This window comes from Gemmata obscuriglobus (assembly GCF_008065095.1).
Lineage (GTDB): Bacteria > Planctomycetota > Planctomycetia > Gemmatales > Gemmataceae > Gemmata > Gemmata obscuriglobus.
Window position 1 is genome coordinate 4,475,676 of record NZ_CP042911.1, and the last position, 18,503, is coordinate 4,494,178.

An 18,503-nucleotide genomic window follows, 5' to 3' on the forward strand; every position below is an offset into this window, starting at 1 on the left:
TTGATTCGGTACAGAGCGGTCAGCGGGCGGCCGGCTCTCGCTGAGGCCGGGCGACCGCCATCCGCCGGCGCACCTTCACCCCGGGCCGCCAGTGCGTTCCAGCGATGTGAAGCAGGATCGGCAGCAGTGCGAGTGTCAACGCTCCGATCGCGACCGCCGCGAGCGCGGCCTCACGCCGGTTCGGGCCGTCCGTTTCCGATCGCCCCTTGTCGTCGGATCGCATCGACTGTTGCAGGAGTTCCGTGGACACGTGCTGAACGTTCCCGTCGTGGTACTCGCCGCCGAGCCGGGTCGCGAGCTGACGCAGCGACGACACGTCCTGGCGCGAGTTGTGTCCGTCGATGAATTTCCCGTTTGCGGTGTCGCCGACCCCGACCACCAGCACCCGCGAGACCGATGGCGGCAGCGGCGGCATCCCGGTCGCCGCGATGGTGTCGCCGTCGCTTACGACGACGAGGGTCGCGGTGTCGGCGCGCCACGGCGTGGCCATCCGGGCCGCTTCTTCAATGCCGGAGAGCAGGTCCGTCGGCCCGGCCCGGAACGCAAAGTGCATTGGCAGGTCCGTTAAAATGTTCCGCACCACCTCCGGGTCGGTCGTGCGCTCGACGACCGGTCGCGCGCCGGTGTAGCAGGCGACGACGCTGGTCCGGAACCGGGACGACTGGATGCGGGAATAAAATGACTTCATCAGCTCCGCGGCTCGCGCGCTGCGGCTCACCGAGCCCCCGGGGCCGGCGTCCTGGAGCCGCATGCTCGGGGAGACGTCGAGCACCAGAATGATGTCACGGGCCTCGGTCTTGGGAACTTGCTCGGTCCGGTCGTGGACCTTCGGCGGGAGCAACAACAGGGTCGTCAGCCCCCATACGAACACGGCCGCACTCACCGCCCGGATAACGGGGGTGACCCGGGTCCACAGCGCGGGGCGGCCGGTCGGGCCGAAGGCGAGGACGCCTACCCGGCGCACTCGCCGGGCGTGGATCAGTTCTGCGATCAGTGCCAGCACGAGCAACGCACTAGCGACGGCTTCCGCTTCGGCTACCACGGCGTGTACCTCAGTCCGAAGGACGCGAAACCGGCCAGCCCGGTCAGTACGAGGCCGGCGATGCAGAACGGGCGGAAGTCGTCGAGCGTGCTGGCGATCTGCTTGTCCGTTTCGGCCCGGCGCATCTCATCGATCCGCTTGAAGACGGTTGCCAGCGCGTTCGGGTCGCCGGCTTCGAACGATTCCCCGCCAGTTCGGGCGGTGACCGTTTGAACCGACCCGTTGCGAATAATCGGGTTTTGGAACTGTCGGTCGTTGCCGATGACGACAGCGAAGACCGTGATCCCCTCCGCCTTCAGCTCCTCGGCGACCTCGGCGTCGGCCCCGTTCGCAAAGTCCTGGCTGTCCCCGTCGGTGATCAGGACGATCATCCGGTCTCCTTCGGGGCGCTTGATCAGCTCGGCCTTGCACGCCCGCAGCGCCTTGGCGATCAGCGTCCCGCCGAACCACGGCGGGAGCTGGCCGGGGCGCATGAACGGGGTGGCGCAGTTGATCGCGGACACGTCCGTGGTGAGCGGGCACCAGTGAAGCACTTCGTTCCCGAAGAACGTCAGTCCGAACGCGTCCCCCTGGCGGTAGCTGGTGAACGCGGTCACGGCCTCCATCGCGCCGTCGTACCGGGTGGCCCGGCCGAACGGGTTGTTCATGCTACCGGACACATCGACACAGATCTCGATGTTGGTCAGCTTCCGCTTGTCGATCGGCTCGCCGAGCCGCCGGGGGCCGGCACACAGGAGTACGGCCACGGCCAGCGCCAGCGGGAGTAGCGATTCCGCGCACGACACCGCCACCCACCAGCCGGTCCCGCGGCCGGGCGGCCCGTGGTCAACCGGCAGCGCCACGCGCCGCCCCTCGCGCAGCCAGACCCACGCGAGCAGCAGTACCGGGACCGCCAACAGAAATAAGGCGTATGGGTACTCAAAAGTCACAACTGGCCCTCCTGCTCGGGGGCACTCAACAGCGGCCGGAACACGGTCAGCAGCTCCGAAACGTTGACGGGTGCGTCGGACGGAGGGGCGTGGAGCCACGCTTCCAGCCGGGTGACCATCGGCCCGGCCTCGGGGTGACCGCGCAGGGTGGCGCAAAGCACCGCCGGGTCCTGCGTGCGCAGTCCCAAGCGCCGGACCCAGTAGACGAGTACGGTCCGTTCGAGTTCGGCGTGGTCGGCCGGGTTTGCGGTCCCCCTTGCTGCGGAAGTCAGGAGGGTTCTGAGCCGGTCCTCGATGGTCGCTTCCGTGTCTGGAGCCGGTTGCGCGAGCACCTGCGGCCCGCGCCGCCGGACGGTCACGAGTCCGATCAACCCCACCAGCCACAGCGCTCCTACGGTCCCAAGCGCGAGTCGGTAGCCGCCGAGGCGCGGCTCCGGGCTGTCGCCCACGCCGTTCAGCCGGATGTCGCCCGGGGGGCGCAGGCCCCGGATCTCGACCGGGACCGGCGGAACGGTTTGCGGCAGGGGGGCGCCGTCCGCCCGCCGGAGGGCGGTCCGGAGGTCGAACCGACCGGCCTCAAAGCCGGTGTAGACGAGCGCGTAGCGGAAGCCGTCGCGCTCGGGTGTCGCGCGGTCGATCCGGACGATCACCGGCGTTCGGCGGTCGTCCACCTTGGCGGCGAACAGCTCCGCACCTGGAAGCCACACGTCGAGCGCTTGCGGCAGCCCCACCGTGGGCGTATCGGAGGCGTGGGCTGTACCAGTTGCGAGCCAGCAGAGTGCCAGTGCCACGGTTGCAGTAGCGGTGTGTCGTGTGGTCATCGTGCCCCCCGCCCGAGCCGGCCGCGGGTGGCAAAGAACTGCCGAACTTCGGCCACAAACGGTTGATCTGTCGGCACGGACAAGTGGTCAACGCCGGCGCGGCGCAACTGCGTCGCGACAGAAGCCGGGTCGGACCAGACCCGCCGGCCGTGGCTCACCAGCCGGCGACCCGTTTCCGCCTCGTGCGCCCGAACCAGCCCGGTGCCCCGTAAGCCGACTTCGGCCGGGTCCGTCAGGTGCAGCGCCACGCACTCGTGCCGTTGCCCGAGCAGGCGCAGCGCCGGGATCGCTTCCGGGTCGTGAAAGTCGCTCAGTACGACCAAAAGTGCGCGCTCGTTCAGCCGCGGTGCCAACTCGCGGAGCCGGCGCCCGACGGCCGTCGGCTCGTCGTACCGCACCTTGCGCAACTGATGCAGCCACACCCACACCTTATCTGGCGCAAGGCTCGGTGCGATCTGGAGGTCGCGCCCCCCGCCCCCGACCAGTCCGACCGGCGAGGCCCGGTCCAGGGACGCAAGTGCGAGCCCGCCGGCGAGGTGGACCGCGACCTCGTACTTGCTGCGCCGGATCGAGGACACCGCCATTGAGGCCGACGTGTCCACCACCAAGAAGCACGGCATCCGCTTCGGGGTCTCGTACTCCTTGACGAACGCCCGGCCGGTGCGGGCGGTGATGCGCCAGTCGATGGACCGCACGGGATCGCCCGGCTGGTACAGGCGCGACTGCACGTATTCGGTTCCCGACCCCAGGTACGGGGACCGGTCGGTCCCGTAGCCGAGGCTGTCCGCCAGTTTCCGAACCGCGATCTGAAACTGGCGTGCGTCGAGCGTGGCGGGTTCAAGCGTTCCCGTCATCGGTGGCTCCTGTCGTGCTCAGAGGAAGGTGCTCACGCCGCGGCGGCCGGTGCGCCGAGGTCGGTGAGGATCTCGTTGAGCACGCCGGCGGCAGTTCGGCCGTCGGCCAGCGCCTCGTAGCTGAGGCGGATGCGGTGCAAGAGAACGTCCTGGGCCAGGGCGAACAGGTCTTCAGGCACCACGTACCCGCGCCCGCGGACCAGCGCCCGCGCGCGGGACGACTTGACCAGCGCGATGCCGGCCCGCGGGCTGGCGCCGAACTCGATGGCGGGGTGCCGCCGGGTCAGGTTCACGACCTCCACCACGTGCCGCAGGACCGCCTCGCTGGTGTGGACGGTCGGAACCGCCTCCATGCACCGCACGAGGTCCTCGACCGTGCCGACCGCGCCGCCCCCGATGGCATCGAACTCGGTGCGGGCGGTGGCGCCGCGGTCCTCGCGCTGGACGCCGAGCGCGAGGTTGCGGCGTAGCACCTCGAACTCTTGATCCGGGGTCGGGTACTCGAGCCGGTGGCACAGCATGAACCGATCGAGTTGCGCCTCGGGCAGCTCGAACGTGCCCGCCTGCTCGACGGGGTTCTGGGTCGCGATCACCAGGAACGGCGTGGGCAGCCGGTGCGTTTCCTTGCCGATGGTCACTTTGCGCTCTTGCATCGCCTCGAGCAGTGCCGACTGGACCTTCGGGGCGGCGCGGTTGATCTCGTCCGCGAGCAGCAGGTTGGTGAAGATCGGCCCTTTAACCGTGCGGAACTCGCCGGCGCGGGCGTCCAGGATTTCCGAGCCGAGGATGTCGGACGGGAGCAAGTCGATGGTGAACTGCACGCGGGCGAAGTCCAGCGCGATCGCGCGCGACATCGCGGAAACGAGTAGCGTTTTCGCCAGACCGGGTACGCCCTGTAAGAGCAGGTGGCCGCCCGTGAACAGCGCGATCAGCATCCGCTCCACCACGACGTCCTGTCCGACGACGACGTTGGCGATGCGCTCACGCACCTTGTGCACGAACTGTGCGGAATCCTGGAACGCGGACGATTGCGGCTTCTGGCTGTCAGTCACGTCAAACACCTAGCGTAATGGGGAGCCTCGAACGAATCACACGGGGCGAAGTTGGGGTGGTCGCTTCGTGCGCAATCGAGGACACAATTTAGCCACTCGTCGATCGTAAACTCTGTGCTGCGAACAATCTGCGACGATCGCCCGCATACGGGACGAGCCAAACGGGCCTCCCTAACAGATGCCACCGCCCTTTACTGCTGTGGTTCCGCTCGGGATGCGGGGCTTGCTGATCGGCTGGCTGGTGCCGTTTTCGGGGACCCGGATGGCGGGTTCTGGGGCGGCGGTTTTTTCCTCAGCAGATTCCACGCGTCAGTTGCGACGGACAACGTCACGCCAAATTTGCGGACACGTGATCGGCCTTTCGTTTGCGGTGTGGCTCGTTGTCAATGAACGATTCGGGTACAAGTGGCATCTCCGAAAGCGGTTGTGTCACGTTACCGGTATGCCGCGGCCCGCCCTTTCTACTTGTCGGGAAGCCGTTTACCTTGGCTACGCCGTGTGACTCGTGGGTAGCGATGTACCAGCCAGCGACCCGCTCGGCGGCAGCGAATGTCCAGTCGCTGACCAGTCGCCGGCCAGTCCGATGCCATTTTGAGCCGCGTTCATCGCAACCCGTGACTGCTCCGCGCAGCCGAGAAACTACTGCTGGGCGGCACGGACGCGGTGGTTCCGGGCCGTGCTGGCGCTCCAGCGGCGCGCAACCAAAACAGTGCGCCCGATGTCGGTGCGGTGCGCATCAGCGCACGCCCTACAGAACTGATGTCAGCGCGCGACAAATCCGGTGTCGCTTGACCTGAGGTGAGCGGTCGGTCAGCGACCGCGGTCGGAAGGCGTGCGGCGATGAAGGGGAAGTCCACGAACGTATCGTGGACTTCATTGATGAGGGTTGGTCCGAAGTGAAGGGTGCTATCGCGCCACGAAGAATCCGGCGCCGAACGCGAGTGCCATCAGTACGACTGCTGCGCAGGTCAGCAGGGTCGCTTGCTGCGGACTCAGCACGATCACCCGCGGGCCTGTTCTGTGGCTTGTGGCGGTTCGGTCCGAAACCGCTGGTAAGCTCTCGTCATCTTCCTGTGATGCCGAACTGTTCCCGAACAGTTGCTCAAAATCGTTCTCAAACAGCGGCTGCTCGGCCGCAGGCGCGGCAGGCGCGACGGGTGCAGGTTTTGCCGCCCGGGGCAGGGCAGGGGCCGCACGGGGCGCTTCGACGCGGGGCGGTTCCAGTACCTGAACCTGCGCGGCCGGCTCCGTTAGCCGCTCTGTCACGTTACCGAGCAACTGGTCTACGTCATCAAGGTCGAGTCGCTCGGTTTTTCCGCCTCGCGGGATCGGTTCGGGAACCATGACGACGGCGCTGCAGTGCGGGCAGGTCGTTTCGGTTCCGGCTTTGCGGGTTGCGATGCCGAGGAGGCAGTTACAGTAGCCACAGCGGAACCGAATAGGCATTCGTGCGTCTCCGACCAACGGCGGCGGGGTGGGTGAGTTGAAACACAGTATACCCGGAGGATCGAACCGCTGCTCCTGACTTCCGTCGTCCCGTTACAGGCGGAAACTTGATCGGCGGCCCGTCACGGGCGACAATGAAACACCCGCCCCACGCCCCCTGTTGGGTGAATTTAATGATTGCACGCACCATACGCTTCGTTCTCTCGGCGGTCCTGCTTGTGGGGGCCTGTGGGCTCGGGTCCGCGGCAGAGGTCGTCATCCTCAAAGACGGGTTCATTATCCAGGGAACCGTCCGCAAGGAGTCGGAACCCGTTTTTGACAAGGCTTCCGGCACAACCGTTCGGATCGTCAAGGCGAACGGTCTGGACATGATCGACGAGGGGCCGAAGATCACGATTTTCAGCTCGCACACCAAGCAACTCGGCGAAATCAGCCCGGACATCAAGATCCGGCCGGATTACAAGGCGTATACCACCCAGTTCCCGGGCCGTAAGTCGGACCAGCCGATCAGCAGCATTGCCTCGATCGTCAAGACCGGCGAGTTTAACGCCAAGTGGGTCCGCACGATCAACGTGAAGGAGACGACGGGGGGGGCTAACGTGGTCGACCACCAGATCACGCACATGGACCCGTACTACATCTACATCGTGTCTGCCACACACGCCTGGCGGGGTACATACCGGACCACCGAATGGGACCCGAAGACCGTTCGCAAGCTGCTCGGGATGCACCCCGAACTCGCCGAGCCGGACGGGAAGTGCGACCCGCTCAAGCGCGTCGCGATCGGGAAATTCATGCTGGACGCGGGCTGGCTCCAGTCCGCCAAAGATGAGATGGACCGGCTCCGAAAGGACTTCAAAGGCGAAATGAATAAGGAGGCGAAGGCCGCGCACGAGAAACTGCTCAAGGAGATCGATCAGGCGGTCGCCGAACTGGTGGCGCGCGAGGCGGAACTCGCACTGGCGGCGGGCCGTTACAAGTACACGGCCGAGGTTCTCGCGGTCTTTCCCGAGAAGAACGCCGACCCGAAACAGGTGGCGCGGGCGGCGAAGGTGGGGGCGGACCTCAAGATCGGTCAGGAGCGGTACAACGCCGCCCGCCGGTTGCTTGGAGCGCTGATCGAGACCGTTTCCGGTGCCCGCGGCGCGCTACCATTCGTTGCCGCGGGCGGGGGCGGGGCGATGGCGGCGTGGGCACCGCCCAAGGAGGTGTCGGCGGAGTCGCTCGCGCTGGTGGAGGCCGCCCGGTACGTGTTCGCGGAACTGCACCCCGATTCGGCCCTTCGGATCGAGACGTTCGTGACACTCGCCGCGCAGGCCGAGCGCGAGCGGGCCGCCGACAAGGAGCCGACCAAGAAGCCGAACGAACTGCTCGCGACCGCCATCAGCGGGTGGGTCACCGGGCGCAACGGCGCCAACCCCAACACCGAAATCGCTCTGAAAATCTGGGCGGCGCGTGACCTGATCCTCGCGCACCAGCGCAGCGACACCATCGCCGGCCGGAACGAGCTGTTGAAGCAGTTCAAGAAGAACATGGTTCTGGAGCCGCAGCAGCTTGCACAGATCATCTCGCTGCTCCCCCCGGTCGATCCCGAGGATCTGGCGAACCGGTCCGGTAAGGCGGTCGAACTCGGGAAGGGCGGGCCGGCCGGCGTGTACCGCCGCAAGTCGGCCCCGGTGAGCGGGTACCCCACCGGAATCGATTACCTCGTCAAGCTGCCGCCCGAGTACCACCACGGCCGCGCGTACCCGATCATCATCGCGCTGACGGCGCCGGGCATCGACGCGGAGCAGGTGCTCGCGCCGCTCATGACCGAGGCCGACAAAAACGGGTACATCGTGATCGCCCCGGAGTGGGTGAGCCACTTTGAGAAGACCGGCTGGCAGTGGCGCGGCGAGGACCACGTCCTGGTGACCGCGACCCTGCGCGACGCGGTCCGGCACTTCACCGTCGATAACGACCGGGTGTTCATGCTCGGCGTCGGGGACGGGGGGAACATGGCGATGGACATCGGCACGTCGCACCCGGACCTCTTCGCCGGTGTGATCCCGATCGCCCCGATTCCGAAGTGGCAGGGGCAGTTCATCGAGTCGTGGCGCAACGCCCAGAAGCTGCCGTTCTACGTGGTCACCGGCGAGATGGCGGGCCAGTCCGTCACCGCCATGCGGAACATCTTCGAGCCCTGGACGCGCCACGGGTTCCCGGCGGTGATGAGCGTGTACAAGGGGCGGGCGGTGGAGTGGTACTCGGCCGAAGCGCCGGTCATGTTCGACTGGATGAGCCGCAAGAAGCGGATCAACGGTGCGGCCACCCTCGCCCTCGGCACCTACCGGCAGCCGTGGGTGATGCTCCGCGAGAGCGACAGCCGGTTCTACTGGCTCCAGGCGGACAAGGCGAACCCGGGGCACTCCGGCGGCGCGGTCGTGGCGGCAACGATTCAGGGGGACATCCGCGGCAACAACCTGCTCGATCTCAAGACGTTCCGGGTGCAGCGCCTGTCGGTCTGGCTCGGCGCGGACATGATCGACTGGGCGAAGCCGGTGCGGGTTCAGCTCAACGGGCGGACCCCGGAGGGCTGGAACAAGCCGAAGGCGATCGAGCCGGACGTGGAGGTGCTGCTCGAAGACTACTTCCAGCGCGGGGACCGGCGGATGCTGTTTCTGAACAAGATCGAACTCTCCGGAACGCGGTAGCCCGGGTTCCGGCCGTTCCGATGCTGACGTGCCACCCGCCGGCTTCGGCCGGCGGGCGTGGTCTCGGCGCTTCCGGGCTACCCGGCTTCCTTCTCGTTTTCCGTGTCGCCGAACGCGGACTTAAACGCCTTCAAGTGCTGCTTGAGGAGCGGCTTGAGCTTTGCGGGAGCGAATTGGTTCGCGGTAGCGAACCACACCTTCAGCACCTCGCTCCCGTCGGCGCGATCGCCCTCGACAAGGGCCTCGCGGCCCACGTTCTCGAACTGGGCCGGTTTCGCCGTCCCGCGACGGCCGGTGAACCACACCTCCAGGGCGTCGGTTTCCTTTGTCTTGAGCCGCGCCCAGAATCGAGACGCGCCGGCCGGCCGCACCGTCACGGCGTCGCGGGTGTCCCACTTGAACTCCAGCGCCGGGTCGAGTTCCCGGAGCAGATCCAAGAGCTTCGGTAGCACGGCGCGGTCCCACTTCGCGCCCCGGCCGGGCGGGAACCCTTTATCACCAAGGTGCCACTTCTCCCCGTCCTTCTTCCAGGGCATGTTGGCTTCCACGCCACCGGCTCCGGAGTCGTTCAAACCCTGAACAAGTTCCACTGCCTTCTTCAGGAACTCGCGGAACGCGGGCGTATCGATCTCCGCCTTCTTGTGAACGGTGATCGTGACCGTCTGCCAGCCGGTCGTGTTCTGCACCTCGACGCGGTTGGCGTCGCGGGAGTACCCTTCGAGCCCCGGGGTGTCAGACAGGGGCGGGATCGCGAGTTTTGCCGCGAGCTGATCCTGTTTGAACGGGCGCCCCGGTAGCGGGAACACGAGCTTCATGTACGCCTCGTGCCCGGTCATTGCGTGGAGGAACCAGCCGTCGGCCTTCCGCGGCGCGGGGATCTCCACGACGCTGCGGTGGTTCCACTTCGTTTCGGGGAACGTGCCGGACTCGTGGATCAGGTCGATGACCCAGGCGAGCGCGGCGCCCTCCCACTTGACGGGCTTTCCGGTGGTGGTGACGCGGTCGCGGGTGTGCCACCCGGGGCCATCGGCCTCCCAGGGGAGCTTCTGCTCTTTGCCCACGTCCGAGATGTCGAGATCGCCGGCACGCTCCGCGAGGGCCGCGTGCGGATCGAACTTCGGGCGCGCCGCGAACGGCCCTGCGGCGATCACGTCCTTGAGGATGCGCCCGGTGTGCGTCGGGGCGCCGGCGGCGAACTGGGCCACCACCTCTTCCGGGGTGCCGGCGGCGACGACGTGCCCGCCGCCGCCGCCGGCCTCCGGCCCCATGTCGATGACCCAGTCCGCGGACTTGATGACATCGACGTTGTGTTCCACCGTGATGACGGTGTTCCCCAGATCGACCAGGCGCTGAAGCACTTCGAGCAGCTTCCGCACGTCGTCGAAGTGCAGCCCGGTGGTCGGCTCGTCGAGCAGGTACAGCGTTTTGCCGGTGCTGGGGCGGGCCAGTTCCGCGGCGAGTTTCACGCGCTGCGCTTCGCCCCCGGACATGGTCGGCGCCGACTGGCCGAGTGACATGTACCCGAGGCCGACGTCTTCGAGCGTTTGCAGCACGACGCGGATCTTCGGGATGTTGTGGAACAGGGCCAGGGCCTCGCTGACGCGCATGGCGAGCACGTCGGCGATGCTCTTGCCGTGGTACCGCACCGCGAGCGTTTCCGGGTTGTAACGGGTGCCGTTACAGGTGTCGCACTCCACCCACACGTCGGGGAGGAAGTGCATCTCGATCACCTTCTGCCCCATCCCTTCGCACGCCTCGCACCGGCCTCCCTTCTGGTTGAAGGAGAACCGCCGCGGGTGGTACCCGCGGACCTTCGACTCGGGGAGCCGGGCGAACAGCTCGCGGATCAGGTCGAACACGCCGGTGTAAGTCGCCGGGTTGCTCGACGGCGAGTTGCCGATGGGGTCCTGGTCGACGTTGATGATCTTGTCGATGTGTTCGAGGCCAACGATGTCGTCGTGCGCGGCCCCGGCGGTGCGGGCGCGGTGCAGCTTGCGCGCGAGGGTGTTGTAGAGCACCTCGTTCACCAGCGACGACTTCCCGGACCCGCTCACCCCGGTCACCGCGACGAGCGCCCCGAGCGGGATGTGTACGTCCACGTTCTGGAGGTTGTGCTGGCGGGCGCCCAGGATGCTAAGCGTGACCCCGTGCGGCGACCGCGCGGCGACGGTCTCCGACCCACTCCCAACCCCTCGCTGCAGGGAGGGGAGCAGATCCACAACCGCACCCTGCGCGCCGGATTCGCGATTCGATTCCGACGTGCCTTTGCTCCCCCTCCTTGCAGGGAGGGGGCTGGGGGGTAGGTTGCCTTCCCCCGCCGTGCGCCGGTTCGTCGGAACCGGTATGGCGAGCTTTCCGCTCAGGTACTTCCCCGTGAGCGATTCTGCGGCCTTTGCAACCTGCTTCGGTGCGCCACTGGCGGTGATCTCGCCGCCGTGGTCTCCGGCCCCGGGGCCGAAATCGAGCAAGTGATCGGCCGCCGCGATCACCTCGCGGTCGTGCTCGACCACGACGAGGGTGTTCCCGAGGTCGCGCAGCCGGTGCAGTGCCTGAAGGAGCCGCTCGTTGTCGCGCGGGTGCAGCCCGATGGTCGGCTCGTCGAGGACGTACAGAACGCCCGTCAGCCCGCTGCCGATCTGCGACGCCAGCCGGATGCGCTGGGCCTCGCCGCCAGAGAGCGTCGGCCCCTGCCGGCCGAGCGTAAGGTAGTCCAGGCCCACGTCCACCATGAACTTGAGGCGCGAGCTGACCTCGCGGAGCACCTCGCCCGCGACCTTGCGGTCGGTCTTCGAGAGCGTGAGCGAGTCGAAGAGCGCGAGCGTGTCGCCGAGCGGCTTCGCGCACATCTCGCCGATGGTGAGGTTCGCGAACCGGGTCGCCGCGGCGTCGGCCCGGATGCGCGCACCGCGACAGGCGGAGCAGGGCACCTCATCCACCAAGTGATCGAGGCGCTGTCGGTACACCCAGGACACCCGCGACGCCTCGTCCACCGCCGGGAACAGGCCCTTGTACTGGAACCGCGGGGCGGGAAGGGGGGAATTCGGAACGGCCGCGGCGGTGCTCTTCTTCTTGGTTTTCGGTTCCGCGCCCCTCGCCCCGGTTTCTGTGCTGAGACTGACCCAGTCGTCGCCGGTACCGTGCAGCACGGCGCGCTGGTGCGCGGGGTCGAGTTTCGCGAAGGGTGTGTCCAGCGAGAACCCGACGTGCTTCGCCAGCGCCTCCGCGAACGGCAGCCACGCCGAGCCTTTCCCAAGTTCCGGCCACGCGGTGACCGCCCCCCCGCGCAGCGAGAGTCGCGTGTCGCCGAGGAGCAGGTTGGCGTTGGCGCCGCGCTGGAACCCGAGCCCCTCGCACGTCGGGCACCAGCCGAGCGGGCTGTTGAACGAGTAGTTGTGCGGGTTCAGGTGCTCGAAGCTCAGGTTGCAATGCTCGCACGCGAGGTGCTGCGAGTACTTCTCCACCCGCCACTTCGTTTCGTCGGCGTCGGCCTCGACATAGGCGATGTGCATCACCCCGCGGCCCAGGTCGAGCGACTGCTCCACGGCCTCCGCGATGCGGGTGCGGGTGCCGGGCTTCACGACGTTCCGGTCCACGACCACTTCGACGTTGTGCTTGCGGCGGTGGTCGATCTGCGGCGGCTCGTCGATCGTGTAGCTCTTCCCGTTCACGCGCATCCGCGTGAAGCCGGCCCGGCGGATCTCCTCGAACAGGGCGTCGTACTTCTCCTGCCCCTTGCGCTCAAGCGGCGCCATGATGTAGAGCTTGGTCCCCTCGGGCAGCGACAGCACCTTGTCAACGATCTCGTCGGCGGTCTGGGTGCCGACCGGCCGCGCGCAACTCGGGCAGTGCCGCTGACCCAGGCGCGCGTACAGGATGCGGAGGTAGTCGTAGATTTCGGTGACCGTGCCGACGGTGCTGCGCGGGCTCTTGCTCGTGGTCTTCTGTTCGATGCTGATGGCCGGGGAGAGCCCCGTCACCTGTTCGACTCGGGGCTTCTGCACCTGCCCCAGGAACTGCCGGGCGTAGCTGGAGAGCGACTCGACGTAGCGGCGTTGGCCCTCGGCGTAGATCGTGTCCAGCGCGAGCGACGACTTCCCGGACCCGCTCGGCCCGCAGAACACCGACATCTTCTCGCGCGGCAGCTTGGCCGACACGTTTTTCAGGTTGTGCTGGCACGCGCCTTCGACGCAGAGGTGCGTGATGAACTGCGCCGGTTCCGGTTGTTCCGCCTTTGCCTTCTTCAGTTGTCCGCGTGCCGTGGAGCGGGCGGTCGCGGTGCGGCGTGCGTTGGGGGTGAGGATCGGCGCGAGCGCCTGGCCGGTGAACGAGCCCTTGTGTTTGGCGACCTGCTCGGGCGTGCCCGCGACGACCACCCGGCCGCCGCCGCTGCCGCCCTCCGGCCCCATGTCGATGACCCAGTCGGCGGTCTTCACCACGTCGAGGTCGTGTTCGATCACGAGCACCGTGTTGCCTTGGTCCGCGAAGCCGTGGAGCACCTCCAGCAGCTTGCGCACGTCCTCGAAGTGCAGCCCCGTGGTCGGCTCGTCGAGGATGTAGAGCGTCTTGCCCGTGCTTCGCCGGACGAGTTCTTTCGCCAGCTTGATCCGCTGCGCCTCGCCGCCGGAGAGGGTCGGGGAGGGCTGGCCGAGCTTAATGTAGTCGAGCCCCACGTCGTGGAGCGTTTTCACCATCTGGTGGACCTTCGGCACGTGCTCGAAGTGCGCGAGCGCCTCGGCCACCTCCATTTCGAGCACGTCCTGAATCGTCTTCCCGCGGTACTTCACTTGGAGCGTTTCGCGGTTGAACCGGCGGCCCTCGCAGACGGGGCACTGCACCCACACGTCCGCGAGGAAGTCCATCTCGAGCTTGTTGGCGCCGTTCCCCTCGCACGCCTCGCACCGCCCGCCGGGGCGGTTGAAGCTGAACCGCGACGGCGTGTAGCCGCGCACCTTGGCGTCGGGCATCTCGGCGTAGAGCGCGCGGATCTCGTCCCAGAGCTTGATGTACGTTGCGGGGTTCGAGCGCGGGGTGCGGCCGATCGGCGTCTGGTCGATGTCGATCACCTTATCGAGCTGCTCGGCGCCCTCGATCCGGCCCCGCGCCGCGCGCTCGACGACCTCGCCCGCTTCCTCTTCGGTCTCTTCCTCGGCGTCGCCGCTTCCGGTCAGGGCGCTCGACAGCCCGGTGCGCAGAACGTCGTTGATGAGTGACGACTTCCCGGACCCGCTCACGCCGGTGATGCACACGAACAGCCCGAGCGGCACCTCCGCCGTCACGTCCTTGAGGTTGTTGTGGGTCGCGCCGACGATGCGCAGCACCTTCCCGCTCGGCTCCCGGCGCTTTTCCGGGATGGCGATTTGCTTCTTGCCCGTCAGGTATTGCGCCGTGAGGCTGCGCGGCTCGGCGAACACCTCCGCGGGCGTGCCGGCGGCGACCACTTCGCCCCCGCGGACGCCAGGACCGGGGCCGAAGTCCACGAGGTAATCGGCGGCCCGCATCGTGTCCTCGTCGTGTTCGACAACGAGCACGGTGTTGCCCATATCCCGGAGCCGCTCGATGCTCGCCAGCAGGCGGGCGTTGTCGCGCGGGTGCAGCCCGATGCTCGGTTCGTCGAGCACGTACAGCACGCCGACCAGCCCGCTGCCGATCTGCGACGCCAGCCGGATGCGCTGGGCCTCGCCGCCGGAGAGGGTGGGGGCGGAACGGTCGAGGGTGAGGTAGTGCAGGCCGACGTTGAGGAGGAACCCGAGCCGGGCGCGGATCTCCTTGAGTAACTCTCCCGCGACCACTTTCGAGACCGGCGGGATGTTCTTTTCGTACTCGTTGAACCACGGCACGAGGTCGCCGATGGGAGTGCGCCCCACTTCGACCAGTGTCTTACCGCCGACGCGCACCGCGCGGGCTTGTGGGTTCAGGCGCTGGCCGTCGCACGCGGGGCAGTGGACCCGGCTCATGTACTTTTCGAGCTGCGCGCGCCGCGGCCCGGCGGCCGTCTTTTTGAACTGCGCCACGAGCTGCGGTACGATCCCCTCCCACTTCCCGCCGTGCTTCCACACCTTCCCGCCGCGCTGCTTCCACTCCCACACGATGTGCGCGTCGCCGCTGCCGTTGAGGAGCTGGTCCTGGTGTTCGGCGCTCAGCTTGTTCCACGGGGTCTTCAGGTCCACCCCGAGTGACTTCGCGACCCCGTCGTAAATGTGCTTGCGCCAGCGCCCCATGCCTTTGAGCGCGCCGACGAGAGGGATCGCCCCCTGGTACAGGCTGAGGGACGGGTCCGGAACGAGGAGTTCGGGTGCGAACGTGTACTGCGTCCCGAGCCCGTCGCACGCGGGGCACATCCCGTGCGGGTTGTTGAAGCTGAAGAGCTGCGGCGTCGGCGGCTCATAACTGATGTTGCAGTGCGTGCAGGCGTAATGCGCCGAAAGCAGGATGTCCGCACCCCGTGCGGGCGGCGGCACGTCCCCCGCTGCTTCCTCTGCGTCTTCTCCCTCGCGCGGCGCCGTCTCGGGCTCGACGGCGATAATCAGGTTCCCTTCGGCGAGCCCGAGTGCCTGCTCGACCGCCTCGGCGACGCGGACGCGGTTCCGGGCGTCCGCCTTGAGGCGGTCCACCACGATTTCGATGGTGTGCTTGATGCGCTTGTCGAGTTTGAGGTCGTCGGTCAGCTTGACGACCTGGCCGTCCACGCGGGCGCGAACGTACCCGCGCTTCACCATGTCCGCGAAGAAGTCCTTGAACTCGCCCTTTTGCCCTCGCACCACCGGCGCGAGCAACTGGAACCGTGTGCCCTCCGGCAGCGCGAGGATGCGGCCGATGATCTGTTCGCGGGTCTGCGCGGTGATGGGGCGCTGGCACTTCGGGCAGTGCCCTTGCCCCAGCCGGGCGTACAACACCCGGAGGAAGTCGCTCACCTCGGTGATCGTCCCGACCGTGCTGCGCGGGTTCCGCCCCGCGGTTTTTTGCTGGATGCTGACCGACGGCGACAGCCCGCCGATGTAGTCCACGTCCGGCTTCGGGAGCTGGCCCAAGAACTGTCGGGCGTAGCTGGAGAGCGACTCGACGTAGCGGCGCTGGCCCTCGGCGTAGATCGTGTCGAACGCCAGCGACGACTTCCCCGACCCGCTGACGCCGGTGAACACGATCAGCTTGTTCCGCGGCAGTTCGAGGTCCACCCCGCGCAGGTTGTGCTCCCGGGCGCCGCGCACGACAATGCTCTTGCTGTCCTGCATGAGTCGAGGCTCCTCCGTGAGGGAGTGTGTAACCGTTTGGCGACCGCGGCCGGCGGAGAAGGGTACAGATGGTTAGTATACGCGCGGCAACTGGGCGAGAATAGGCGGACCCGGTTGAGATCCGTCCGCTTGTGGCGCCTCGCCCGGCGGAATCCGCAGGTTTCATTCCCAAGCGCTGTAACCGTCAGCGTGATATAGTTTTTCACACCGGCTCGCGACCCGTTTTCGGCTGTTCCGGGAACTTCGGCTCGGGCTACAACGTCGAAGGCATAGAAGTGAGGCCGTGAGCGACGACGATCGCAGGCTCATTGCGGAGTGTCTGGGCGGCCAGCGGGATGCCTTCGGTACGTTGGTATCCCGTTACCAGACAAGGTTATACAACTCCGCGTTGCGCCTGGTTAACAGCCCTGAAGACGCCGCCGATGTCGTTCAGGACGCGTTCCTGAGCGCGTATCAGGCTTTGTCGTCGTTCAAGGGGGATGCGGAGTTTTTTACCTGGCTGTATCGGATCGCGTTCAACATCGCGGTGAGTTTGAAACGGAAGCGCCGGCCGTCGGTCAGCCTGGAGAACTACTCGCAGCAAACCGGTCTCGATCCTGACGACCCTTCGGAGTACGTCAAGCCGAGCGCGGCTCTTGAGCGTACCGAAGACGAGCGGCAGTTGCACGGCGCGATCGCGCGACTGTCGTCCGAGCACCGTGAGGTGCTGCTCCTGAAGGACATCGACGGCTTGAAGTACGAGGACATCGCCGAGGCGCTCGGCGTACCGATCGGAACGATCCGCAGTCGGCTGCACCGGGCTCGTCTCGAACTCCGTGACTTGCTGGCCGCCCCAGACGAGCGCGAGTTGTGGGGCGGTGCCGGCCCCGGGGCTCAAGAAGAGGTCGGTAGCGACCGTAAGCAGGACACAAGTGAGGATGTGGCACCGCTGCGTGCGAGTGGAGCGGCTGGAAAACCCGAGACCCCGAGAGCGAAGGACGTACAAGCCCAACCCCGGCTGAACGGCGGTCGGAGGGACTGAGGCCCGATTATGACTGCTTCCCAACTTCAACTCATTACCGCTGCCGTGGACGGGGAACTGTCCGCGGACGAGGCCCGCGCCTTCCGCACCTTGCTCGCCTCTTCCACCGAGGCCCAGAGCTTGTTCGCGAAGTTGGAGGCCGATCGCGCTCGCGTTCTCGCCCTGACACCGGTTGCCCCGCCCTTCGACCTGCACACACGCATCATGGGGCAGATCGCCGCGGCCACCCCGGCGCCACACGTCAAGCGTGCCCGGCCGGCGTTAGTCCCGGCATCGGTGATCGTTCCGCTCAGCCGGGTGTACCCGGCACGTCGCCGCACCTGGGTGCCGGCGGCTGTTGCGGCCGGGCTGTTACTCGGCGTCGCACTCGGATCGTTCGCCTTCTTTCGAAACAATACCCCTTCGCAGCAGTTCGCTCAGCCCCAGTGGTCGAACACACTGCCCGCACCGAACGATGTCCGCTCAGCCGTGCCGTCGCCGGCCCCTGATGCGGGCCGGCACACGGATCGTGGCGTGGTTGTTCGAGGAGGTGAGTCGCCTGTGCCGCCGGCTCCGACCCCGCACGAAGTTCCCCCCGTGGCGTTCGCCACGGCGCCACCTCCACGGACCGTCAGAACGGATCTGATCGGGTTCCCGGTCCTGCCGAAGCTTCCGCCGTTCGAGCGGATCGAAGTGAGAGTACCGTTCCTCCGTCCGGTCGCGGACCTTGGTCGCGAGGACGTGAGCAACGAACTGCTCGACGCAATCGGGCGAGAGACCTCGGACGCTTCACCTGTGCGGTTCGACCTGTTCGTGCGTGACCCCGCTCGCGGCGTCGAGATGTTGCAGCACGCGGCCCGCGCGAGCGGCGTGACGGTTCACGCAGATGCCACAACGCTCGATCGGCTCAAGAAGAAACAGGTACACTCAGCGGTGGTGTACACCGAATGTCTTACTGCAAAAGAGCTTGCCGCGCTGTTTGCCAAGGTCGCGGTTGAGGATGCCAAATACTCGCCACGTGTCGGTGATTCGCTGCACGCTGCCGCCGTCGTGCGATCCGACGAACTCGAACTGAAGACGGTTTTGGGTGTGGATGTCGGGCTTTACAAACGTCCGGCGGGCAACAGTTCACACGGCAGCGGCGGGGCCGATCGTGTCGTTCCTCCAGGTAAAGCAGTCAGCGCCAACACGCTCGATCAGGTGGTTCAATCGGTGTCGGGAGGGAGCACACCGCCAGCCCCTAAAGCGCAGGAGAGGCCGATGGTGCTGCTGACGTGGCAAACGACTCACCCCGGTATTCCGCGCACGAACCCGCTACAGTCTGTGGAACTCAAGCAGTACCTCCAGAAACGCGGGATACGCAAGTCCGCAGCCGTTCCGGCACTCATTATCATCCGTCCGGCCGGGTGACCAATAAGTCCTCGGTGTGTGGGCGGC

General features: G+C 67.0%; 10 protein-coding genes. 3 read left to right on the forward strand and 7 right to left on the reverse strand.

Translation table 11 applies throughout. The annotated features are described in order from the left end of the window. Window positions 1-19: 19 nt before the first annotated feature. The 6 genes from GobsT_RS18695 to GobsT_RS38840 all read right to left on the reverse strand — a co-directional run bounded on the left by GobsT_RS18695 (window position 20) and on the right by GobsT_RS38840 (window position 6,144). Complete coding sequence (locus GobsT_RS18695) at window positions 20-1,042, reverse strand: vWA domain-containing protein (protein WP_010033702.1); 1,023 nt, start codon at window positions 1,040-1,042, stop codon at window positions 20-22. Beyond that, a complete protein-coding gene (locus GobsT_RS18700) occupies window positions 1,036-1,971 on the reverse strand; it encodes a vWA domain-containing protein (protein WP_010033703.1) in 936 nt (311 codons plus the stop codon). The genes GobsT_RS18695 and GobsT_RS18700 overlap by 7 nt, the downstream gene beginning before the upstream one ends. Then, window positions 1,968-2,792, reverse strand: coding sequence for a hypothetical protein (locus GobsT_RS18705; protein ID WP_148087797.1), 825 nt, complete (start codon window positions 2,790-2,792; stop codon window positions 1,968-1,970). The genes GobsT_RS18700 and GobsT_RS18705 overlap by 4 nt, the downstream gene beginning before the upstream one ends. Then, window positions 2,789-3,646, reverse strand: a complete 858-nt coding sequence (locus GobsT_RS18710) for a DUF58 domain-containing protein (RefSeq protein ID WP_010033708.1) — start codon at window positions 3,644-3,646, stop codon at window positions 2,789-2,791. The genes GobsT_RS18705 and GobsT_RS18710 overlap by 4 nt, the downstream gene beginning before the upstream one ends. A 32-nt stretch (window positions 3,647-3,678) precedes the next feature. Continuing rightward, the gene (locus tag GobsT_RS18715) at window positions 3,679-4,707 is read right to left on the reverse strand and encodes an AAA family ATPase (protein ID WP_010033710.1); all 1,029 of its coding nucleotides are present in this window, start codon (window positions 4,705-4,707) and stop codon (window positions 3,679-3,681) included. An 897-nt stretch (window positions 4,708-5,604) separates the two neighbouring features. After that, window positions 5,605-6,144, reverse strand: a complete 540-nt coding sequence (locus GobsT_RS38840; protein WP_010033714.1) for a hypothetical protein — start codon at window positions 6,142-6,144, stop codon at window positions 5,605-5,607. 173 nt (window positions 6,145-6,317) lie between these two features. Between GobsT_RS38840 and GobsT_RS18725 the strand changes: the two genes are divergently transcribed. Further along, window positions 6,318-8,837 carry a carboxylesterase family protein gene (locus GobsT_RS18725; protein ID WP_029600623.1) on the forward strand — a complete coding sequence of 840 codons (2,520 nt, stop codon included), beginning with the start codon at window positions 6,318-6,320 and terminating at the stop codon, window positions 8,835-8,837. A gap of 77 nt (window positions 8,838-8,914) precedes the next feature. Here the strand turns inward: GobsT_RS18725 and uvrA are convergent, their stop codons facing one another. After that, window positions 8,915-16,066, reverse strand: coding sequence for an excinuclease ABC subunit UvrA (gene uvrA / locus GobsT_RS18730; RefSeq protein WP_010033720.1), 7,152 nt, complete (start codon window positions 16,064-16,066; stop codon window positions 8,915-8,917). A gap of 283 nt (window positions 16,067-16,349) precedes the next feature. Between uvrA and GobsT_RS18735 the strand changes: the two genes are divergently transcribed. Next, window positions 16,350-17,087, forward strand: a complete 738-nt coding sequence (locus GobsT_RS18735; protein ID WP_010033726.1) for an RNA polymerase sigma factor — start codon at window positions 16,350-16,352, stop codon at window positions 17,085-17,087. Window positions 17,088-17,663: 576 nt separating this feature from the next. Next, window positions 17,664-18,476, forward strand: coding sequence for a hypothetical protein (locus GobsT_RS18740; protein ID WP_148087798.1), 813 nt, complete (start codon window positions 17,664-17,666; stop codon window positions 18,474-18,476). Window positions 18,477-18,503 lie beyond the last annotated feature (27 nt).